Source organism: Pseudomonas chlororaphis subsp. chlororaphis (assembly GCF_003945765.1).
Taxonomy (GTDB): Bacteria; Pseudomonadota; Gammaproteobacteria; order Pseudomonadales; family Pseudomonadaceae; genus Aquipseudomonas; species Aquipseudomonas chlororaphis.
In genome coordinates, this window is sequence record NZ_CP027712.1 from 5,805,502 (window position 1) to 5,826,029 (window position 20,528).

General features: G+C 62.4%; 19 protein-coding genes and 1 pseudogene. 14 read left to right on the plus strand and 6 right to left on the minus strand.

All coding sequences use genetic code 11. From position 1 onward, the window contains the following. Positions 1-96 precede the first annotated feature (96 nt). The 4 genes and pseudogenes from C4K27_RS26330 to C4K27_RS26345 all read left to right on the plus strand — a co-directional run bounded on the left by C4K27_RS26330 (position 97) and on the right by C4K27_RS26345 (position 3,317). Positions 97-1,653, plus strand: a complete 1,557-nt coding sequence (locus C4K27_RS26330) for a bifunctional aminoglycoside phosphotransferase/ATP-binding protein (protein ID WP_053262687.1) — start codon at positions 97-99, stop codon at positions 1,651-1,653. Positions 1,654-1,743: 90 nt separating this feature from the next. Then, positions 1,744-2,088, plus strand: a complete 345-nt coding sequence (locus C4K27_RS26335; protein ID WP_007924632.1) for a pentapeptide repeat-containing protein — start codon at positions 1,744-1,746, stop codon at positions 2,086-2,088. Positions 2,089-2,302: 214 nt separating this feature from the next. Continuing rightward, on the plus strand, positions 2,303-2,575 hold the full coding sequence (locus tag C4K27_RS26340) for a TfoX/Sxy family protein (RefSeq protein ID WP_007924634.1): 273 nt from the start codon (positions 2,303-2,305) through the stop codon (positions 2,573-2,575). 15 nt (positions 2,576-2,590) lie between these two features. Beyond that, a pseudogene (locus C4K27_RS26345) lies at positions 2,591-3,317 on the plus strand (Crp/Fnr family transcriptional regulator). A 227-nt stretch (positions 3,318-3,544) separates the two neighbouring features. On the opposite strand, the gene C4K27_RS26350 reads toward C4K27_RS26345, so the two are convergent. From C4K27_RS26350 to C4K27_RS26365, 4 genes are read right to left on the minus strand one after another with little or no spacing between them, the layout of a single operon-like run. Continuing rightward, complete coding sequence (locus C4K27_RS26350; protein ID WP_053262688.1) at positions 3,545-4,408, minus strand: ChaN family lipoprotein; 864 nt, start codon at positions 4,406-4,408, stop codon at positions 3,545-3,547. 21 nt (positions 4,409-4,429) lie between these two features. Further along, positions 4,430-5,197, minus strand: coding sequence for a heme ABC transporter ATP-binding protein (locus C4K27_RS26355; protein ID WP_053262689.1), 768 nt, complete (start codon positions 5,195-5,197; stop codon positions 4,430-4,432). Next, positions 5,197-6,180, minus strand: coding sequence for a FecCD family ABC transporter permease (locus C4K27_RS26360; RefSeq protein WP_164523784.1), 984 nt, complete (start codon positions 6,178-6,180; stop codon positions 5,197-5,199). The genes C4K27_RS26355 and C4K27_RS26360 overlap by 1 nt, the downstream gene beginning before the upstream one ends. Positions 6,181-6,230: 50 nt before the next feature. After that, positions 6,231-7,118, minus strand: coding sequence for a heme/hemin ABC transporter substrate-binding protein (locus C4K27_RS26365; RefSeq protein WP_053262691.1), 888 nt, complete (start codon positions 7,116-7,118; stop codon positions 6,231-6,233). 214 nt (positions 7,119-7,332) lie between these two features. Between C4K27_RS26365 and C4K27_RS26370 the strand changes: the two genes are divergently transcribed. Further along, a complete protein-coding gene (locus C4K27_RS26370; RefSeq protein WP_053262692.1) occupies positions 7,333-7,650 on the plus strand; it encodes a Rieske (2Fe-2S) protein in 318 nt (105 codons plus the stop codon). Here the strand turns inward: C4K27_RS26370 and sfsA are convergent. Both sfsA and C4K27_RS26380 read right to left on the minus strand, forming a co-directional pair. Continuing rightward, positions 7,647-8,360 carry a DNA/RNA nuclease SfsA gene (gene sfsA, locus C4K27_RS26375; RefSeq protein ID WP_053262693.1) on the minus strand — a complete coding sequence of 238 codons (714 nt, stop codon included), beginning with the start codon at positions 8,358-8,360 and terminating at the stop codon, positions 7,647-7,649. The genes C4K27_RS26370 and sfsA overlap by 4 nt on opposite strands. Then, complete coding sequence (locus C4K27_RS26380; RefSeq protein ID WP_053262694.1) at positions 8,360-9,532, minus strand: pyridoxal phosphate-dependent aminotransferase; 1,173 nt, start codon at positions 9,530-9,532, stop codon at positions 8,360-8,362. Before C4K27_RS26380 ends, sfsA begins: the two co-directional genes overlap by 1 nt. A 336-nt stretch (positions 9,533-9,868) precedes the next feature. On the opposite strand from C4K27_RS26380, the gene dksA reads away from it, so the two are divergent. From dksA to panC, 9 genes are all read left to right on the plus strand, one after another. Continuing rightward, positions 9,869-10,309, plus strand: coding sequence for an RNA polymerase-binding protein DksA (dksA, locus tag C4K27_RS26385; RefSeq protein ID WP_007924645.1), 441 nt, complete (start codon positions 9,869-9,871; stop codon positions 10,307-10,309). 145 nt (positions 10,310-10,454) lie between these two features. After that, positions 10,455-11,351, plus strand: a complete 897-nt coding sequence (gene gluQRS, locus C4K27_RS26390) for a tRNA glutamyl-Q(34) synthetase GluQRS (protein ID WP_053262695.1) — start codon at positions 10,455-10,457, stop codon at positions 11,349-11,351. A 77-nt stretch (positions 11,352-11,428) separates the two neighbouring features. After that, positions 11,429-11,605: a hypothetical protein gene (locus C4K27_RS26395; RefSeq protein ID WP_003176118.1), complete on the plus strand. Its 177-nt coding sequence runs from the start codon at positions 11,429-11,431 to the stop codon at positions 11,603-11,605. Beyond that, positions 11,589-14,543 (plus strand): sensor histidine kinase, encoded by a 2,955-nt coding sequence (locus C4K27_RS26400; protein WP_009045655.1) that lies wholly within the window; start codon positions 11,589-11,591, stop codon positions 14,541-14,543. The genes C4K27_RS26395 and C4K27_RS26400 overlap by 17 nt, the downstream gene beginning before the upstream one ends. A gap of 22 nt (positions 14,544-14,565) precedes the next feature. Further along, complete coding sequence (locus C4K27_RS26405; protein ID WP_053262696.1) at positions 14,566-15,996, plus strand: sigma-54-dependent transcriptional regulator; 1,431 nt, start codon at positions 14,566-14,568, stop codon at positions 15,994-15,996. Between the two features lie 734 nt (positions 15,997-16,730). Then, the gene (locus C4K27_RS26415; protein WP_009045657.1) at positions 16,731-18,134 is read left to right on the plus strand and encodes a polynucleotide adenylyltransferase PcnB; all 1,404 of its coding nucleotides are present in this window, start codon (positions 16,731-16,733) and stop codon (positions 18,132-18,134) included. 4 nt (positions 18,135-18,138) lie between these two features. After that, on the plus strand, positions 18,139-18,618 hold the full coding sequence (folK, locus tag C4K27_RS26420) for a 2-amino-4-hydroxy-6-hydroxymethyldihydropteridine diphosphokinase (protein ID WP_053262697.1): 480 nt from the start codon (positions 18,139-18,141) through the stop codon (positions 18,616-18,618). Between the two features lie 237 nt (positions 18,619-18,855). Then, on the plus strand, positions 18,856-19,656 hold the full coding sequence (gene panB / locus C4K27_RS26425; RefSeq protein WP_007924658.1) for a 3-methyl-2-oxobutanoate hydroxymethyltransferase: 801 nt from the start codon (positions 18,856-18,858) through the stop codon (positions 19,654-19,656). Beyond that, entirely contained in the window at positions 19,653-20,507 is an 855-nt protein-coding gene (gene panC / locus C4K27_RS26430) for a pantoate--beta-alanine ligase (RefSeq protein ID WP_053262698.1), read from the plus strand. Before panB ends, panC begins: the two co-directional genes overlap by 4 nt. Positions 20,508-20,528 lie beyond the last annotated feature (21 nt).

Genomic DNA, 20,528 nt, shown 5'->3' on the forward strand with positions numbered 1-20,528 from the left:
TATTCATCGTCAACAGGAGCCGCCCGAGGTTTGCGTTAGCCCTGTCAGCGGCCATAATGACGCCCTTGAATTTTCCCCGACTCTGAAGGATCGCCTGTGAGCCAATCCCTGATCGCCGCCCTGCAAAACCCGGCCCTCTACCCGCATCCCGTAGACGGATTCCAGGTCATCGAGACCCATATCTCCTGGGTCCTGCTCACCGGTCCCTATGCCTATAAGCTGAAAAAGCCGGTCAACTTCGGCTTTCTCGATTTCACCGGCCTTGAAGCGCGCGGGCACTTCTGCGGCGAAGAGCTGCGTCTGAACCAGCGCCTGACCGATGATTTGTATCTGGAAGTGTTGCCGATCACCGGCAGTGCCGAAGCGCCGCAGATCGCGGGTGACGGCCCGGTTATCGAATACGCCCTGAAAATGCGCCAGTTCCCGCAAAGCCAGCTGCTCAGCACGCTGCAAGCCAATGGCGAACTGACCACCGCACACATCGACGAAATGGCCCGGCAGATTGCCAGGTTCCACCTCGAAGCCCCCCGGGTCCCGGCAGCCCACGAAGCCGGCACCCCGGAAAGCGTCATGGAGCCGGTGCGTCAGAACTTCGAGCAGATCCGCCCATTCCTCAGCGACAAGGCCGACCTGCAACAGCTCGAAGCCCTGCAAGCCTGGGCCGAAAGCAGCTTCGAACGACTCAAGCCACTCCTCGTCCAGCGCAAGGCCGAAGGCTTCATCCGTGAATGCCACGGCGACATTCATCTGGGTAATGCGACGCTTATCGACGGCAAGGTGGTGATTTTCGATTGCATCGAGTTCAACGAGCCGTTCCGTTTCACTGACGTCTATGCCGACGCCGGCTTCCTCGCCATGGACCTGGAGGACCGCGGCCTGAAATGCCTGGCACGCCGTTTCATCAGCCAGTACCTGGAACAGACCGGTGACTATCAGGGCCTGGAGCTGTTGAATTTCTACAAATCCTACCGCGCCCTGGTACGGGCCAAGGTCGCCCTGTTCAGCATGCCGGCCGACGCCAGTCCGATGCAGCGCGCCACAGCCCTGCGCCAGTACCGCAACTACGCCAACCTGGCAGAAAGCTACAGCACCATTCCATCGCGCTTCCTGGCGATCACTTCTGGCGTTTCCGCCGTTGGCAAAAGCCATGTGGCCATGCGTCTGGTGGAAGCTTTGGGCGCCGTTCGCCTGCGTTCCGATGTCGAGCGCAAACGCCTGTTTGGCGAGCAGCAGGTACAGAACGATCCGAATGCCGGCATTTATAATGCCCAAGCCAATACCGCGACCTATGACCGCCTGCATGAACTTGCCGGTATCGTCCTGCGCGCCGGTTTCCCGGTGGTCATCGACGCCACCTACCTCAAGCGCGACCAGCGTGATGCTGCGGCCAAGGTTGCCGAAGCGACCGGCACGCCTTGCCTGATCATCGACTGCAATGCCCCGCAGGCCGTCATTGCCAGCTGGTTGGCGCAACGCCAGGCCGATCGCAACGACCCGTCGGACGCGACCCTGGCCGTGATCGAACAGCAGCAAGCCAATCGCGAAACCCTGAGCGCCGAGGAAGTGCTGCGCAGCAAGCGCGTCGAGACCAATGAAAGCGGGAGCCTCGACGCCCTGGTCGCGAACATTCGCCAGCGTCTCCCAGGCTTGTAATCACCTATTTCAGCCGTGAAACCGCAAAGGCTTCACGGCTGAAAAATAGTGGCACTATACTGGCGTCATAATTCCAGCAGGTGACGCCCCATGAGTCAGCCCAAACTTCTCGATACTCCCCTTTACGCTTTGCTGCACAAAGACGACATCGACGGCTTTAACCGGGAACGCCCGAAAGACCAGACTGTCGACATGCGCGGCGGCGATTTTCGTGGGCTTGACCTGCGTGAACTGAATGCCGACGGCATCGACTTCACCGACGCCTACTTCCGCTCTGCCGACCTGCGCGGCCTCGACCTGCGCAATTCCTCCATGGAAGGCGCCAGCCTGGCCCATGCGCAAATCTCCGGCGCCTACTTTCCGCCCGAACTGACTGCCGATGAAATCCTGATGTCCGTCAATTTCGGTACTCGCCTGCGCTACCGCACCAAGTAATCGCCCCTTTTTGCTCCGAGGTCCGGCGCTCTTTGCCTTACGCTGGACTTGGTCTTCTCCCTTCCCCCCTCGTTCCTCTGTTTCTGGCGTACTTTCCTCTGTCGCCTTAGAAGCTTTTGCGCCAAAACCGACCAAAGAACAGCGCTTTTCCTACTGAGCGCTACACTCCTTTGAGACTCGCCCACGCACCATTCGGCCGTCGCAAGGAGGCTTGATGAATGATGAATTGCAACACCTGAAGAACCTTGGCAAGACGTCGGCACAATGGCTGCATGCGGTGGGCATCCATAGCGCTTCGGACTTGCGCCGCCTGGGGGCGGTGGATGCCTATCGGGCCGTGCGGACCCGAGGGTTTCGAGCCTCGAAGGTGCTGTTGTACGCCATTGAAGGCGCACTGATGGATGTGCACTGGAATGACATTCCGGCAGAACGCAAGGAAGCACTCAACAAACAGCTGGATGCCATTTCTTCACGCCAAAAGAACTGACCTGGCAGGCTTTTTATGTATTTACTGGGGGAACAACCGGCTTACGCCGATGCCGGCCCCTTCCAAAGACCTCTCCAGCAGCCTTGCCGACAGCCAGCTGTTCCTGCTCGAAAGCGGCCAGGTACAAGCCAGCGTCGATGAGTGCCCACTGTTTTATCTGCATGAAGGCGATCTGCTCGGACTGCGCCGAGGCGTGGACCTGCCGCACTGGCAACTCAGCAGCGAGCAGCCGTTGAGCCTGATCCCCTATCAGCGCGCCGCGGTGTTCCAGCATCTGTATGCCGACGAACAGCGGGCCGAACTGTTTCTGCAGTACCTGATCGGACAAACCGCCCTGCTCTCCGATGCCGTTGCCCGCCTCAAGCAGCCCGAGTTGCGCAACAGCAACGGCTTTCAACGCGTGGCCAAGGGCGAAGTGCTGATTCGCCAGGGCGATGACGCCGATCATGTGTTCGTCATCATCGAAGGGCACGCCGAAGCCTTTGTCGACGGACACAAGGTCGGGGATGTGCCCAAGGACGAGATCTTTGGTGCGATGGTCATTTTCACCGGGGAGAAACGCAACGCCAGCGTGATTGCCAGCGAGCCATCCACCCTGATGCTGATCCCCAGGAGCCAGTTTCTCAGCCTGACCCAGAGCAATCCACGTATCGCCCATAGCCTGATCGAAAGCATGGCACGGCGAATCGACCTGTTGAACAAGGAAGTCAGCCGCCTGCACAGCCTGAGCGCCAACCTTTGAAGCCCCGTTTTTACAAGCAATCCAAACGAGCGTTTGGCGGAATTCGCAGAAACAGGAAAAACCTTGTTGACTTGGAAATGAGAATCGTTATGATTATCACAACTGATCGCGAGATCAGTCGATAACCTGGAAGACCAGTGGTTCGGACTCTCAGATTATCTCCTCATCAGGCTAATCACGGTTATTTGACCCGGCTCTTGCCGGGTCTTTTTTTGCCTGAAAAAAGCCTACTGGCGCATCTGGGCGCAGTAGTCCTTCTCCGGCAACCGCGCGCTGTACCACACGTAATCCGCGCTTTGCGGCGATACCTGCATGCCCTTCTGCGCCAGCATCAGCACCACGGTGCCGTTCGATGCGTCGAGGTCCCGCAGATGAACCGGCACCCCGACATCCCTGCGTGCATGAAAGGCCCCGGCAAACAGCAGCGCCGGCGTCGGTGCCGCCAGCAAGCGCTCGGCCATGCGTCGGTCGCGCTGCTGCTGAACCGCCAGCATCGCCGGCATCTGGCTTTCGGGCAGCAGGCCACAATGGGAATCACGAACTTGCTGCAGCAACTCATTGCGCACCAGGGCGGCATTCGAGTGCTCGCCACTCAAGGCTGGTGCCTGGCGATAGATGTCGCGAACTTCGGAGCTATCCAGATTGGCGGCCAGCAACGGATAAGGCTGGAGCAACGCATAGCGCACGACAGGTCCGTACAGCGCCCAATCCCACCCCGGCGACCAGGCCAATGCACCTGGCAGATCATCGGGCAAGCCCTGCGCCGCCTTGTGCTGGCGGAGCGCGTCGACCCGCGGCTGCTGGTCCGGCGTGAGCATCTCCAACAGCAGGCTGCCTTGCGTGCGCTGGGTCGCCATCGCCTGCAACAACCACAGCTGCAAGGCGTGATGCTCGGGGTGGTCATGCTGCTCGCCGACAATTACCCGCGGCGCCCGGGCCAGACGAATGACCAGTTCCTCTGGAGTCAGGAGCTTTCCACTGCGCAGGTCCTGAATCGCCCCGTGTTCAGCCTGGACCGGAAGTTCAGGCATGACCGGCACGCCCTCGCAGGCGCCCAGCAGCAACACGCTCAGGATCAATAACACACGCATGTGGCGTCTCCGCGAATCGCCTCAGCGGGCGATGATCAAAGGGTGGCCGCGCTCGGGGTGCGCCTGCACCAACACCTCCAGTCCGAACACCGCCTTGAGCGGTTCGGGCCGCAGCACCTGTGCCGGGCTGTCCAGCGAGTGGGGCCGCCCGCCTTCGAGCAGCAACAGGCGTTCACAATATCGCGCGGCGAGGTTCAGATCATGCAGGATCACCAGGACCGCGACCCCACGATCGGCAAATTCGCGGATGGCCTGCAAAGTGACATGTTGATGCAAAGGGTCGAGGGCCGAGGTCGGCTCATCGAGCAACAGGGTCTGGCCGACCGCGCCCGGCCATAGCTGCGCCAACACCCGAGCCAGGTGCACGCGCTGACGTTCGCCGCCCGACAAGGCCACATAGCTGCGACCGTGCAGGTGCCCGGCATCCGCCGCTTGCAGGGCCTGCAGGACGATCTCGTCATCCCGCGCCCGGCCGCTTTGATAAGGCAGGCGCCCCAGGCCGACGACCTCTTCGACCCGGAAGGCGAACTCGAGCGTCGAACTTTGCGGCAACACCGCCAGCCTTTGCGCCTTTTGCCCGCCGTCCCACCTGGAGAGCTCACGCTGATCCAGCCAGACCTGCCCCTGATCGGGTTTCAGCTCACCGCACAAGGCCGCCAGCAAGGTGCTTTTGCCCGCGCCATTGGGCCCCAGCACTCCCAGCACTTCACCGGGCTTGAGCTCAAGGTCGATCCCTTCCAGCACGGTTTTCCTGCCACGGCGCACCGCCAGATTTTCCGCTCGCAGCATCAGGCGCGCCCTCGCAATAACAAAAACAGAAAGAATGGCGCACCGATAAAGGCAGTCACGATGCCAATGGGCAGCTCCGCAGGCGCCAGCGCCAGGCGTGCCACCAGATCCGCCAACAACAGCAGGCTGGCGCCGGCCAGTATCGACGCCGGCAACAAGGTCCGGTGGTCAGGCCCCGACAGCAGTCGCACCAGATGGGGCACCACCAGCCCGACAAAGCCGATCAGCCCGGCAGCGGCGACAGCCGCGCCGACCCCCAGCGCGGTACAGAACACTAGCTCCCGCTTCAGCCGTTCGACATCGATCCCCAGATGACCGGCTTCAGATTCACCCAGCAGCAAGGCATTCAAGGCCTTGGCCCGGCGTGGCAGCCACAATGCCACGGCCGCGCTGATCAACAGCAGCGGCCACAACCTCGAATAACTGGCGCCGTTGAGACTGCCCAGGTTCCAGAACGTCAGGGTGCGCAGGGTCGCATCGTCGGCCAGGTAGGTGAACAGGCCCACCGCCGAGCTGGCCAGCGCCGTCAACGCGATCCCGGCCAGCAGCATGGTCGCCACATGGGTCTGGCTGTTGCGCCGCCCCAGGCGGTAAACCAGCCACGCCACCACCAGACCACCGAGAAAGGCACAGAACGACAGCAGGTAAGGACCGATCACTTCCGGCACGCCGCCCAGCAACGAGCCACCGACGATGGCAAAGGCCGCGCCCAGCGCCGCGCCACTCGAAACGCCTACCAGCCCCGGGTCGGCCAGGGGATTGCGAAACAGCCCCTGCATCGCCACGCCGGACAGGGCCAGGACGCCCCCTACGGCCAGCCCCAGCAAGGTGCGTGGCAGGCGAATCTGCCCGAGGATCAGTTCAGCCTGCTCCAGGCCCTGCCCCTCAATAGGCAGGCCCAGCAAACGCAGGGCAGCGCGCAGGGTATCGAGCAACGGCAGGCTGACCGGCCCGAGCGCCAGGGACAGCCAGATCGCCAACAGACACAGCAGGCTCAGGCCAATGAACAACGTGCGGGGTTTAAGCAAAGGGGTCATTGGGCGGTGCTGGCCTGGCCCGACTCGGCTGGATAGAAACCGGCCGACAGCCGTTTCAGGCTCTGTGGCAAGCGCGGCCCCAGGCCTCCCACCAGCAAGGTCGGATCAATCTCGAAGACCCGGCCGGCCTTGGCCGCGCCGCTGGAGGCGAGAATCGGGTTCTCCTTGAACAGCGCGGCGCGGGCTGCCTCACCACTCAGGCTGCGATCGGCAAACACCAGCACCTCGGGGTTGAGTTCGGCCAACGACTCATTGGAAAAGGGCTTGTAGCCCGTGTGGGTCGCAAGGTTGCGCCCGCCCGCCTGCTGCAGCAGCCAGTCGGCAGCCGTGTCCTTACCGGCAATCAGAGGTTTGCCACCCGCATGCCCGAGCAACAGCAGCACACCTGGCGCGACCTGTTTCTTCTGGGCCTGGCCGACCCAGGCCCGCTGCTGCTCCAGCTGCTGCTGGTATTGCTCGAACAGCTGCGTCGCCTTGTCTTCGCTACCCAGCAACTTGCCCAGATGCTGCAGGTTGTCCCGCAGGGTCGGCAGGTCGGCCTGGGCCGAGAACAGCTCGACCTGCACCCCGGCGCTGCGCACCTGCGAGAGTACTGGCGGCGGCCCCATCTCTTCGGTACCCACCAGAATCTGCGGGCGCAGGCTGAGAATGCCTTCCGCCGACAACTGACGCTGATAACCGATACTCGGCAGGCTCTTCAGGGATTCGGGATGCTGGCTGGTGGTGTCCACGCCCACCAGCTTCGATTCGGCGCCCAGCGCGCTCACCCATTCGGACAAGGCGCCGCCGGCGCTCACCCAGCGTTGTGGTAGCTCGGCCGCCGCAGCGGCATGGCTGGCCAGAAGTCCGACACAGAGCGCGATTGCGCGGGCACTCGAACGCATAAAGGTATTTCCTTCAGAGAGTGGGCCCACGGAAGCCGCCGTACATGTGACATGCCCTGCAACCCAGGCATCGAAATGAGCAAGCGCCCCACAGGCGAAGCGGCCATTTGATAATTGTTTGCATTTGACCGTCAAGCACAGACATGTTTCACCAAGCGCCCACAGGAAAACTGTGACAGCCTGAGCCCAGAGCCGTCGGTTACCGAGGATAGACATGAAGTTTCTTTGCCCCCCCGGCGATCTGCCGGAGGCTTCCAGCCGAGGTTTCAACCTTGAAGGCCGGCCGCTTTTCGCGGTGCGCCGCGATCAACAGGTATACGTCTACACCAATCGCTGCCCCCATCGCGGGGTCGCTCTGGAGTGGCAACCCGACCAGTTCCTCGATCCCAGCGCCAGCTTGATCCAGTGCGCCACCCACGGTGCGCTGTTTCTGATCGAAAACGGTGAATGCGTGGCCGGCCCCTGTGCCGGGCAATCCCTGACGGCCATCCCCTGCCGGGAAGACAGCCAGGGCATCTGGGTTCAGCTTTAGCCGTTGAGCAATACGTCCAGACGACGGTCGATGCACACTTCCTCGGCGGTCAAGCGTACCCCGTAGGCCAGTACCTCGACCCCGGACGCCACCGCCTCGCGCAGCGCCGCGGCATAACCGGGGTCGATCTCTTCGGCCGGTCGCACCGATTCGACACCCGACAGGTTGACGCAATACAACTGCACCGCGCGAATACCGTCCCGCGCCAGACAGGCCAATTCCCGCAGGTGCTTGGCCCCACGCTGGGTCACCGCATCCGGAAAGGCCGCGACCGCGGAGCCGTCGAAGCCCAGGGTGACGCTTTTGACCTCGACGAAAGCCGGGCCGTCCAGATAGTCCAGGCGGAAGTCGATACGACTGTTTTCCTGGCCATAGGGCACTTCCCGCTTGAGGGCGGTAAAACCGTTCAACTCAGCGATCACCCCGGCGTGCAAGGCTTCTTCCACCAGCGTGTTGGCCCGCGCCGTATTGACGCAAGCCAGTCGCCCCTGGGGCGTTTCGCTGATTTCCCAGGTCCCCGGCAATTTGCGCTTGGGGTCATTGGAACGGCTGAACCAGACCTGCCCACCCTCGACCATGCAATTGAACATGGAACCGGTGTTGGGACAGTGAATGGTCAGTAACTCGCCACCAATGGTCTCGATATCGGCGAGAAAACGCTTGTAACGACGGACCAGGCGACCTTCTTCGAGTGGGGGATGAAAACGCATCAGCCTTGCCAGCTCCGCAGGCCACGGGCAATCCGCTCCACCGCTTCCTGCAGGCGCGGCAGGCTCTGGGTGTAGGCGAACCGGACATGGTGCCCGGCCTGATGGCGACCGAAATCCAGCCCCGGGGTAAAGGCAATGTGCTCGGTCTCGAGGAAATGCCGGCAGAAGGCAAAGGCATCGCCGCCGAAGGCGCTGATATCGGCATACAGGTAGAACGCCCCTTCCGGCTCTACCGCAATGCCAAAACCCAACTCGCGCAGGGCTGGCAGGAGGAAGTCGCGGCGCCGCTGAAACTCGTTGCGACGCTCTTCGAAAATACTGATGGTGTCTGGCTCGAAGCAGGCCAGCGCAGCGTACTGGGCCATGCTCGGGGCGCTGATGTAGAGGTTCTGCGCCAGCTTCTCCAACTCGCCGACCGCCGCCTGCGGCGCCACCAGCCAGCCTAGGCGCCAGCCGGTCATGCCGAAATATTTGGAAAAGCTATTAAGGACAAAGGCGCTGTCATCGACTTCCAGCACGCTGGCGGCATCGCAGCCGTAGGTCAGGCCGTGGTAGATCTCGTCCACCACCAGATGACCGTTACGCGCCTTCACCGCGGCCGACAGCCCCGCCAGTTCGTCGCGGGAAAGCAAGGTCCCGGTGGGGTTGGCCGGCGATGCCACCAGGGCGCCGACGCTGTCCTGATCCCAATAGCGCTCCACCAGATCCGGTGTCAGCTGATAACGCACGTCCGGGCCGACCGGCACCAGTTGCGCCGCGCCTTCCACCAGGCGCAGGAAGTGTCGGTTGCAGGGGTAGCCAGGGTCCGCCAGCAGCCAGTGCTTGCCGGGGTCGACCAGCAAGCTGCTGGTCAGCAGCAGCGCACCGGAACCACCGGGCGTGATCATGATGCGCTCGGGGTCGATGTCCAGCCCGTAACGCTGCCGATAGAATCCGGAGATGGCCGTGCGCAGCTCGGGAATCCCGCGGGCGGCGGTGTAGCGGGTCCTGCCTGCCTCCAGCGCGGCCTGCCCGGCCTTGATGATCGGCTCAGCCGTGGTGAAGTCCGGTTCACCGATTTCCAGGTGAATCACATCGTGCCCGGCCGCTTGCAGCTCATTGGCACGGGCCAGCAGGGCCATCACGTGGAAAGGTTCGATAGCGCGGCTGCGCGCACTGTAGGGCTGAGCCATTAGCCTTCCTTCATTGAAGTGAGCAAAAAACCGATTCTACCCAACCCCGGGGACAAGGGAGAGCCCAAAGCCTTTGAGCCCCGCCATCCAACCCATTAAAGAACACCGACACCAGGCCCAGGCTTGGCTAAAATCATTAATTGACCAGGCCCCCGAACAGACCAGGCCAGGCGGCATCGACCTTTGCAAGCGCCGCGGGACGCGGGCTCGACAACCGGGAGTAGCGCCGTCCGATTTGATCTGGTAAGTTCGCCCGCTTGCAGTCGCAGGGCCGGCATGTGTCGGTGATGGAGCAATCCTGCGCAATGGATTACATGAGTAGAGGCGGTCCATTTCATGCCCACCCAAGCAAAGCAACAGAATCAATCGATCAGCGGCTTCGAGCCTTATGTTGAAACCGCAGGCGAAGAGTACATGGGCAAGCCCATGCGCGAGCACTTCACCAAGATCCTGAACAAGTGGAAACAGGACTTGATGCAGGAAGTCGATCGCACTGTTGATCACATGAAAGACGAAGCAGCCAACTTCCCCGATCCGGCCGACCGTGCCAGCCAGGAAGAAGAATTCAGCCTGGAACTGCGCGCCCGCGACCGTGAGCGCAAGCTGATCAAGAAGATCGACAAGACGCTGCAACTGATCGAAGACGAAGAATACGGCTGGTGCGAATCCTGCGGCGTCGAGATCGGTATTCGCCGCCTGGAGGCCCGCCCTACCGCCGACATGTGTGTCGACTGCAAGACCCTGGCGGAAATCAAGGAAAAACAAGTCGGCAAATAATCGCTGGCTTGAATGAAAAACGGAGCGTGCGAACGCTCCGTTTTTGTTTCTGCCGCCTCCCCCCCTGTAGGAACGAGCTTACTCGCGATGGCGATCCGCCAGACGCCATCGTCACCTTGGGACCGAACGAAGTAACATCCTCTCCATGACTGCCTCTCACGCCTCCTCCTATATCGGGCGCTTTGCCCCAACCCCCAGCGGGCACCTGCATTTCGGCTCGCTGGTCGCAGCCCTGGCCTCCTACCTCGATGCCCGCGCCGTCGGCGGCCGCTGGTTGTTGCGCATGGAAGACCTCGATCCCCCCCGGGAAGAGCCCGGCGCCCAGGCGGCCATTCTCAAGGCCCTGGAAAGCTACGGCTTCGAGTGGGACGGCGAAATGGTCCGCCAGAGCGAGCGGCACGCGGCCTACGCCGAAGTCCTCAACCGCCTGTTCAACCAGGGCCTGGCTTACGCCTGCTCCTGTTCGCGCAAGCAACTGGAGCCCTACCACGGCATTTATCCGGGGCTGTGCCGCAATGCCGGACATGGCCAGGAAGATGCCGCCATCCGCTTGCGCGTGCCGGAGCTGGAATATCCTTTCACTGATCGGGTCCAGGGCGAATTCCGCCAGCACCTGGGACGGGATGTGGGCGACTTCGTGATCCGCCGCCGCGACGGCCTCTACGCCTATCAACTGGCGGTGGTGCTCGACGATGCCTGGCAAGGGGTGACCGATATCGTCCGCGGTGCCGACCTGTTGGACTCAACCCCACGTCAGCTGTACCTGCAGGAGCTGCTCGGCCTGCCACAGCCGCGTTACCTGCATGTGCCGCTGATCACCCAGCCGGATGGGCATAAACTGGGCAAGTCCTACCGCTCCCCGCCGCTGGCCGCGGACCAGGCCACCCCGCTGCTGTTGCGCGCCTTGCGCGCCCTGGGGCAGAAAACCGACAGCGAAATGGCCCATGCCAGCCCTCGGGAAGTGCTGAGTTGGGGCATCGAACACTGGGATGCTTTACTGATCCCGCGCACACTGAGCGTGCCCGAAGCGCAAATCCGCTGACGCCCCTTGCAGGTTGGCGCCCATCCGTTACCATCGCCGCACGTTTTCGGGCACGCACACAATAAAGAGAGGCCGAGATGTACATCTATCGCTTGGTCCTGCTGCTGGTAGTGGGGATCTATCTGTTCTCCCCCGCCATCATGGATTGGTGGATCGATGCTACGGGCGCCTGGTATCGCCCGTATCTGCTCTGGCTGATCCTGATCGTCGTGACCTTCATCCTGCAGAGCCAAAAAGATGCCGATGAGCTTTAGCCTGACCCAGATGATCCTGATCAGCGCCGCGTACCTGCTGGTGCTGTTCGGGGTGGCCTGGATCAGCGAACGCGGCATGATCCCGCGCTCGATCATCCGCCACCCGCTGACCTACACCCTGTCCCTCGGGGTCTACGCCAGCGCCTGGGCCTTTTATGGCACGGTCGGCCTGGCCTATCAGTACGGCTACGGTTTTCTTTCCAGTTATCTCGGGGTTTCCGGTGCCTTCCTGCTGGCGCCGGTGCTGCTTTACCCGATCCTGAAAATCACCCGCACCTACCAACTGTCGTCGCTGGCCGACCTGTTCGCCTTCCGTTTTCGCAGCACCTGGGCCGGTGCGCTGACCACGGTGATCATGCTGGTCGGGGTATTGCCGCTGCTGGCCTTGCAGATCCAGGCGGTCGCGGACTCCATCGGTATCCTCACCCGCGAGCCGGTGCAGCACCGGGTGGCCCTGAGCTTCTGCGCGCTGATCACCCTGTTCACCATCTTCTTCGGCTCCCGGCACATCGCCACCCGGGAAAAGCACGAAGGCCTGGTGTTCGCCATCGCCTTCGAGTCGGTGATCAAGCTGATCGCCATCGGAGGCGTCGGCCTCTACGCCCTGTACGGTGTGTTCGATGGCCCGCAACAGCTGGAACTCTGGCTGCTGCAGAACCAGACCGCCCTCGCCGCCCTGCACACGCCATTGCAGGAAGGACCATGGCGCACTCTGCTGCTGGTGTTCTTCGCCTCGGCGATCGTGATGCCGCACATGTACCACATGACCTTCACCGAAAACCTCAACCCGCGCTCGCTGGTCAGCGCCAGCTGGGGGCTGCCGCTGTTCCTGTTGCTGATGAGCCTGGCGGTGCCGCTGATCCTCTGGGCCGGCTTGAAACTGGGCGCCACCACCAACCCCGAATACTTCACCCTCGGCATCGGCATCGCCGCCAACAAACCGGCATTGGCCTTGATGGCCTATATCGGTGGGCTTTCCGCCGCCAGCGGCCTGATCATTGTCACCACCCTGGCGCTGTCGGGGATGGCCCTCAACCATCTGGTGCTGCCGCTGTATCAGCCACCGGCCGAAGGCAACATCTATCGCTGGCTGAAATGGACCCGCCGCGCACTGATCGTGGCCATCATCATGGCCGGCTATGCCTTCTACCTGCTGCTGGGAGCCGAACAGGACCTGGCCAACCTCGGCATCGTGGCCTTTGTCGCGACCCTGCAGTTCCTCCCCGGCGTACTCTCGGTGCTGTACTGGCCGACTGCCAACCGGCGCGGCTTCATCGCCGGGCTGATGGCCGGGACGCTAGTGTGGCTGGTGACCATGTTGCTGCCGCTGATCGGCAACTTGCAGGGCTTCTATATACCGCTACTGAACATGATCTATGTGCTGGACGACACCAGCTGGCACATGGCGGCTATCGCCTCGCTGGCCGCCAACGTCCTGATGTTCACCCTGATTTCGCTGTTCACCAACGCCAGCTCCGAAGAAGCCAGCGCCGCCGAAGCCTGCGCGGTGGACAACGTGCGCCGGCCGCAACGTCGCGAACTGCATGCCGCCTCCCCCCAGGAGTTCGCCACCCAGCTGGCCAAGCCCCTGGGTGCCAAGGCCGCGCAGAAGGAAGTCGAGCAGGCGCTGCGCGACCTCTATCTGCCCTTCGACGAACGCCGTCCCTATGCCCTGCGCCGCTTGCGCGACCGTATCGAGGCCAACCTGTCCGGCCTGATGGGCCCCAGCGTGGCCCAGGACATGGTGGAAACCTTCCTGCCCTACAAGGCCGGCGGCGAAAACTATGTGACCGAAGACATTCACTTCATCGAAAGCCGGCTCGAGGACTACCACTCGCGCCTGACCGGCCTGGCCGCCGAGCTCGACGCCTTGCGCCGCTACCACCGCCAGACCTTGCAGGAGCTGCCGATGGGCGTCTGCTCCCTGGCCAAGGACCAGGAAATCCTCATGTGGAACAAGGCCATGGAAGAGCTCACCAGCATTCCGGCGCAGCATGTGGTCGGTTCGCGCCTGAGCACCATCGCCGATCCCTGGAGAGAGCTGCTGCAAGGCTTCATCAACATCCCCGATGAACATCTGCATAAACAGCACCTGGCCCTCGATGGCCAGACCCGCTGGCTGAACCTGCACAAGGCCGCCATCGACGAACCCCTGGCCCCGGGCAACAGCGGCCTGGTGCTGCTGGTGGAAGACCTGACCGAAACCCAGATGCTCGAAGACAAGCTGGTGCATTCCGAACGACTGGCCAGCATCGGCCGCCTGGCCGCCGGCGTGGCCCACGAAATCGGCAATCCGATCACCGGTATCGCCTGCCTGGCGCAGAACCTGCGCGAAGAGCGCGAAGAAGACGGCGAACTCACCGAAATCAGCGGCCAGATCCTCGAGCAGACCAAGCGCGTATCGCGCATCGTCCAGTCGCTGATGAGCTTCGCCCACGCCGGCAGCCACCAGCACAACGACGAAGCCGTGTGCCTGGCCGAGGTGGCGCAGGACGCCATTGGTCTGCTGGCGCTGAACCGGCGCAACTTCGAAGTGCAATTCTTCAACCTGTGCGATCCGGACCACTGGGTCGACGGCGACCCGCAGCGGCTCGCCCAGGTACTGATCAACCTGCTATCCAATGCCCGCGACGCCTCACCGGCGGGCAGCGCGGTACGGGTCAAGAGCGAGGCCGGCGAACACACGATCGACCTGATCGTCGAAGACGAAGGCAGCGGCATCCCCTCGAGCATCATGGATCGACTGTTCGAACCCTTCTTCACCACCAAGGATCCTGGCGAGGGCACCGGACTGGGCCTTGCACTGGTCTATTCCATCGTTGAAGAGCATTATGGACAAATCACCATCGACAGCCCGGCTGACACCGAAAGCCAACGCGGCACCCGTATCCGGGTGACTTTACCGCGTCATGTCGAAGCGACGTCCGCTGTGAACTGAGACCGTCGAGAGAATCGAATCAATGCCGCACATTTTGATCGTCGAAGACGAAACAATTATCCGCTCCGCCTTGCGCCGCCTGCTGGAACGCAACCAGTACCAGGTCAGCGAAGCCGGTTCCGTGCAGGAAGCACAAGAGCGTTTCAGCATTCCCACGTTCGACCTGATCGTCAGCGACCTACGCCTGCCGGGCGCCCCCGGCACCGAACTGATCAAGCTCGGCCAGGGTACCCCGGTGCTGATCATGACCAGCTACGCCAGCCTGCGCTCGGCGGTCGACTCGATGAAGATGGGCGCGGTGGACTACATCGCCAAGCCTTTCGACCACGACGAAATGCTCCAGGCCGTGGCGCGCATCCTGCGCGACCGCCAGACCGCGCAAAGCAGCCCCAACGAGCGGCCGGCCGCCAAGCCGGGCAATGGCGCGGACAAGACCAGCGCCAGCAACGGCGAAATCGGCATCATCGGTTCCTGCCCACCGATGCAGGACCTGTACAGCAAGATCCGCAAGGTCGCCCCGACAGACTCCAATGTACTGATCCAGGGTGAATCCGGGACCGGCAAGGAACTGGTAGCCCGCGCCCTGCACAACCTGTCCAAGCGCGCCAAGGCGCCGATGATCTCGGTGAACTGCGCGGCCATTCCGGAAACCCTGATCGAGTCCGAGCTGTTCGGTCATGAAAAAGGCGCCTTCACCGGTGCCAGCGCCGGGCGCGCCGGCCTGGTGGAAGCGGCGGACGGCGGCACCCTGTTCCTCGACGAAATCGGCGAACTGCCACTCGAAGCCCAGGCCCGCCTGTTGCGTGTGCTGCAGGAAGGCGAGATTCGCCGGGTCGGTTCGGTGCAATCGCAGAAGGTCGATGTGCGCCTGATCGCCGCGACCCACCGCGACCTCAAGAGCCTGGCCAAGATCGGCCAGTTCCGTGAAGACCTGTATTACCGCCTGCACGTGATTGCCCTGAAACTGCCAGCCCTGCGCGAGCGCGGCGCCGACGTCAACGAAATCGCCAATGCCTTCCTCGCCCGTCAAAGCGCGCGCGTGGGCCGCACTGACCTGAAGTTCGCTCCGGACGCCGAGCAAGCCATTCGTCACTACTCGTGGCCAGGTAACGTTCGCGAACTGGAAAACGCCGTCGAGCGCTCGGTCATCCTGTGCGAAAGCCCGGAAATCTCCGCCGAGCTGCTGGGTATCGATATCGAACTGAGCGATCTGGAAGACGACGAATTCATCGGCCTGGCGCCCCAGGCCGCCAATGCCAACAACAGCAGCCACGAGCCGACCGAAGACCTGTCGCTGGAAGACTACTTCCAGCATTTCGTCCTCGAGCACCAGGACCATATGACCGAAACCGAACTGGCGCGCAAACTGGGCGTCAGCCGCAAATGCCTGTGGGAACGCCGCCAGCGCCTGGGCATCCCACGGCGCAAGACCGGGGTCGCCAGCGAAAGCTGAAATCCGGCGGTAACGGGTTGCGGGTAACACGCGACCTTGTGAAAAAACTGTTACCTCAGTCATTTCACGTAACAAAAGCCGGGGCTTAAGGTAACGAAGCCCCGGCTTTTTTTCGCCCGCGAAAACTTCAACACCACGCCTAACCCCTTGTTTTACTGGTCTTTGCAAAAGTTGGCACGGCACCTGCTATATGTTTGGTACAAGAACAATAACAAGCAATGCATAAGACAATAAAAATAAGACGAATCGACTCACGCACAATAAAAACAACACGGCGGAGGCGCAGCTAACTGATTCTTTTGGAGAGGCGTTGTCATTGGGGCTTGCCCCACAACCAGGCCGAGAACAACAAAAACTGCCCTAAGGCAGAGCCTGAACTGGTTGGATCATCGATCATTGCAACACAGCGACCAAAGCAATCCGTTTGCTCTTGGCTCCCGATTGGGAGGGTCATCCTGGGTTAACCAGGTGACAAGGGCGTTAAACAAAAACAAAAAGCCCGAAACCAATAATAAAAATAGAGCACGCAAACACTTCTGGGGGAGCTTCGGCTCCCCTTGTGGTTTCCGCGATTACGACTTTACTGACGCAAAGCCCCGCCAACCCGCGTTCCAAAGCCCCGCGCACGACTCGCCGCAGCTTCCTACACCATCCCCCGACTAAATGCTAGAATCCCCGCCCATCATGCGGTCATTCTTCGTTATGGCCGAACATTCCTTCAAACAGTGCATCCCATGCTGAAGAAGTTGTTCCAGTCATTCCGTTCTCCCTTGCGTCGTACGCAACACAAACGCAGCACGCCTGAAGTGCTCAACAGCAGCCAACACTCGCTGCAACGCGCCCAGTTCAGCCGTTATGCGGTGAACATCGTCGAACGCCTGCAGAACGCCGGCTACCAGGCCTACCTGGTCGGCGGTTGCGTGCGCGACATGTTGCTCAATATCACCCCCAAGGATTTCGACGTTGCCACCAGCGCCACACCGGAACAGGTGCGGGCCGAATTCCGCAACGCGCGGATCATCGGCCGTCGGTTCAAGCTGGTGCATATCCACTTCGGTCGCGAAATCATCGAGGTCGCGACCTTCCGCGCCAATCACCCGCAAAACGATGAAGAGGAAGACAGCAACCAATCCTCGCGCAACGAAAGCGGGCGCATCCTGCGCGACAACGTATACGGCACCCTCGAAGAGGACGCCCAGCGCCGCGACTTCACCATCAACGCCCTGTATTACGATCCGGTCAGCGAACGCATCCTCGATTACGCCAACGGCGTGCACGACATTCGCAATCACCTGGTCCGCCTGATCGGCGATCCACGCCAGCGCTACCAGGAAGACCCGGTACGCATGCTGCGGGCCGTGCGTTTCGCCGCCAAGCTGGATTTCGGCATCGAGAAACACACTGCCACACCGATCCGCGACCTGGCCCCCATGCTGCGGGAAATCCCCTCGGCGCGCCTGTTCGAGGAAGTGCTCAAGCTGTTCCTGTCCGGCCATGCCGCCGACACCTTCGAGATGCTGGTCGACCTGCAACTGTTCGATCCGCTGTTCCCGGCCAGCGCCGAGGCACTGGAGTACAACCCGACCTACACCCATACGCTGATCAGCGAAGCCCTGGTCAATACCGACCTGCGCATCAAGCAGAACAAGCCGGTAACCCCAGCCTTCCTGTTCGCCGCGCTGCTGTGGCCTGCCTTGCCAGCTCGCGTGCTGCGCCTTCAGGAACGCGGCATGCCGCCGATTCCGGCGATGCAGGAAGCCGCTCACGAATTGATCAGCGAACAGTGCCAGCGCATCGCCATTCCAAAACGCTTCACCATGCCGATCCGCGAAATCTGGGACATGCAGGAACGTCTGCCACGCCGCAGCGGCAAGCGCGCCGATCAACTGCTGGACAACCCGCGGTTCCGCGCCGGCTATGACTTCCTGCTGCTGCGCGAAAGCGCCGGCGAACAGACCGATGGCCTGGGCGAATGGTGGACCGACTATCAGGACGCCAACGAAGCCGGTCGCCGCGACATGATTCGCGATCTGAGCGGCAAGGACGAAGCCGGCACAGGTCCGCGCAAGCGTCGCCGCAGCAGTGGCGCCAAACGCAAACGCGCCACCGCCGGCGCACCGAGCGCTTCCGGCGAATAACCCGATGGAACGCATCTACATCGGCATGGGCAGCAACCTGGCTGCCCCGGCAGAGCAATTGCGCAGCGCGATCGACGCCCTGGCGCAGTTGCCGCACAGCCAACTGGCGGGCGTCTCGGCCTTCTATCAAAGCGACTCCCTGCTGCCCGGCCAACCGCGCTACACCAACGCCGTGGCCGCCCTGGACAGCAGCCTCGCGCCCCTCGAACTGCTGGACGCCCTGCAAGCCATCGAAAACGGCCAGGGCCGCGAGCGCCTCGAACGTTGGGGGCCACGCACCCTGGACCTGGACATCCTGCTGTTCGGCGATCGACTGATCGACGAACCGCGGCTCAAGGTCCCGCATTACCATATGCAGGCCCGGGCCTTCGTCCTCTATCCCCTGGCCGAACTGGCCCCCATCGACCTGCAACTGGCCGACGGCCGCCACCTGCGCGATCTGCTCGCCGCCTGCCCATTTGTCGGTCTGGAACGTCTGACCTGACTGCTGAAACGCATCAGTTACGGCGGTAACACTCACGCCGTAACAATGCGGTAACACATGCAATTGACTTCCCGAGTTCTCCTCACGACTATAGGCGTCCCGTTGCCGCCAACACGGCGTTACAGGGCGCAATCCAGGCCTTATAAGCACGACAACAGACCGTGCGCCTGCATAGATAAAGAATCACGCGCGTTACTCGCAGCAGTTTCCAGAGCGCCTGAATGAGGACCTTTTTTCATGCCAGACATCACCCTGACCACCCTGCAAGGCCTCAAGCAGAAAGGTGAAAAAATCACCATGCTGACCTGCTATGACGCGACCTTCGCCCACACCTGTTGCCAGGCTGGCGTTGAAGTACTGCTGGTGGGCGACTCCCTCGGCATGGTCTTGCAAGGGCACGACAGCACACTGCCAGTCACTACCGCCGAGATGGCCTACCACGTCGCCGCGGTCAAACGCGGTAACAGTGGCGCCCTGATCCTCGCCGACCTGCCGTTCATGGCCTACGCCACCACCGAGCAGGCCCTGAACAACAGCGCCCAGTTGATGCAGGCCGGTGCGCACATGATCAAAGTCGAAGGCGCGCTCTGGCTGGCGGAGTCCATCCGCCTGCTGGCCGAACGCGGTATCCCGGTCTGCGCCCACATGGGCCTGACCCCGCAATCGGTGAATATCCTCGGCGGCTACAAGGTCCAGGGCCGTAACGAAAACCAGGCCCGGCAGATGCGTGCCGACGCCATCGCCCTGGAAGCGGCCGGCGCAGCGATGCTGCTGCTCGAATGCGTGCCGAGCGAACTGGCGGCGGAAATCACCCAGGCGGTGAAGATTCCGGTGATCGGCATCGGTGCCGGCAGCGGCACCGACGGTCAGGTGCTGGTTCTGCACGACATGCTGGGCCTGTCCCTGAGCGGTCGCGCGCCGAAGTTCGTGAAGAACTTCATGGCCGGCCAGGAAAGCATCCAAGCGGCCCTGAGCGCCTACGTCAATGAAGTCAAGGCCGTGACCTTCCCAGGCGCCGAACACGGGTTTTCTGCATGAATACTGTAAAAACCGTACGTGAACTGCGTGCCGCCGTGGCCCGTGCCCGCAGCGAGGGCAAGCGCATCGGCTTCGTACCGACCATGGGTAACCTGCACAGCGGTCATGCGGCCCTGGTGACCAAGGCGGCCCAGCGGGTGGATTTCGTGGTGGCGAGCATTTTCGTCAACCCGCTGCAGTTCGGCGCCGGCGAAGACCTCGACAAGTACCCGCGGACCCTGGCCGCCGACCAGGAAAAGCTCCTGCAAGCCGGTTGCCATCTGCTGTTCGCCCCGACCGTCGAAGAGATGTACCCCGACGGCATGGACGGCCAGACCCGGGTCAGCGTGCCGCAACTCTCCGAAGGCCTGTGCGGCGCCAGCCGTCCCGGGCATTTCGAAGGAGTGGCCACGGTAGTCAGCAAGCTGTTCAACATGGTGCAGCCGGACCTTGCGGTCTTCGGCCAGAAGGACTTCCAGCAACTGGCGGTGATCCGCGCCCTGGTGCATGACCTGAACATGCCGATCCAGATCATCGGCGAGCCCACCGTACGTGCCGCCGACGGCCTCGCGCTGTCGTCGCGCAACGGCTACCTGAGCGAGGAACAACGTGCCATCGCCCCCGCGATCTATCGTGGCCTGACTCAGATCGCCGAGGCCATCAGCCAGGGCGAGCGGGACTATCCAAAGCTGCTGGACGAGCAAAGACGAGTGCTCGAAGCCGCAGGTTTGCGCCCCGATTACCTGGAAATCCGCCACGCCCGGACCCTGCGCCCGGCCACCGCGCAAGACCGCGACCTGGTGATCCTGGCGGCGGCCTATCTGGGCGCTACCCGCCTGATCGACAACCTGCATCTGGACCTCGACGCCTAGGTCCCAAAGGCCGATTGCCCG

Bases quoted from the DNA above. Each gene is read 5' to 3' on its own strand.
- C4K27_RS26335 (WP_007924632.1), top strand. From the start codon at position 1,744: ATGAGTCAGCCCAAACTTCTCGATACTCCCCTTTACGCTTTGCTGCAC.
- C4K27_RS26340 (WP_007924634.1), top strand. From the start codon at position 2,303: ATGAATGATGAATTGCAACACCTGAAGAACCTTGGCAAGACGTCGGCA.
- C4K27_RS26350 (WP_053262688.1), bottom strand. From the start codon at position 4,408: ATGCGTGTGTTATTGATCCTGAGCGTGTTGCTGCTGGGCGCCTGCGAG.
- C4K27_RS26355 (WP_053262689.1), bottom strand. From the start codon at position 5,197: ATGCTGCGAGCGGAAAATCTGGCGGTGCGCCGTGGCAGGAAAACCGTG.
- C4K27_RS26365 (WP_053262691.1), bottom strand. From the start codon at position 7,118: ATGCGTTCGAGTGCCCGCGCAATCGCGCTCTGTGTCGGACTTCTGGCC.
- C4K27_RS26370 (WP_053262692.1), top strand. From the start codon at position 7,333: ATGAAGTTTCTTTGCCCCCCCGGCGATCTGCCGGAGGCTTCCAGCCGA.
- sfsA (WP_053262693.1), bottom strand. From the start codon at position 8,360: ATGCGTTTTCATCCCCCACTCGAAGAAGGTCGCCTGGTCCGTCGTTAC.
- C4K27_RS26380 (WP_053262694.1), bottom strand. From the start codon at position 9,532: ATGGCTCAGCCCTACAGTGCGCGCAGCCGCGCTATCGAACCTTTCCAC.
- dksA (WP_007924645.1), top strand. From the start codon at position 9,869: ATGCCCACCCAAGCAAAGCAACAGAATCAATCGATCAGCGGCTTCGAG.
- gluQRS (WP_053262695.1), top strand. From the start codon at position 10,455: ATGACTGCCTCTCACGCCTCCTCCTATATCGGGCGCTTTGCCCCAACC.
- C4K27_RS26395 (WP_003176118.1), top strand. From the start codon at position 11,429: ATGTACATCTATCGCTTGGTCCTGCTGCTGGTAGTGGGGATCTATCTG.
- C4K27_RS26400 (WP_009045655.1), top strand. From the start codon at position 11,589: ATGCCGATGAGCTTTAGCCTGACCCAGATGATCCTGATCAGCGCCGCG.
- C4K27_RS26405 (WP_053262696.1), top strand. From the start codon at position 14,566: ATGCCGCACATTTTGATCGTCGAAGACGAAACAATTATCCGCTCCGCC.
- C4K27_RS26415 (WP_009045657.1), top strand. From the start codon at position 16,731: ATGCTGAAGAAGTTGTTCCAGTCATTCCGTTCTCCCTTGCGTCGTACG.
- folK (WP_053262697.1), top strand. From the start codon at position 18,139: ATGGAACGCATCTACATCGGCATGGGCAGCAACCTGGCTGCCCCGGCA.
- panB (WP_007924658.1), top strand. From the start codon at position 18,856: ATGCCAGACATCACCCTGACCACCCTGCAAGGCCTCAAGCAGAAAGGT.
- panC (WP_053262698.1), top strand. From the start codon at position 19,653: ATGAATACTGTAAAAACCGTACGTGAACTGCGTGCCGCCGTGGCCCGT.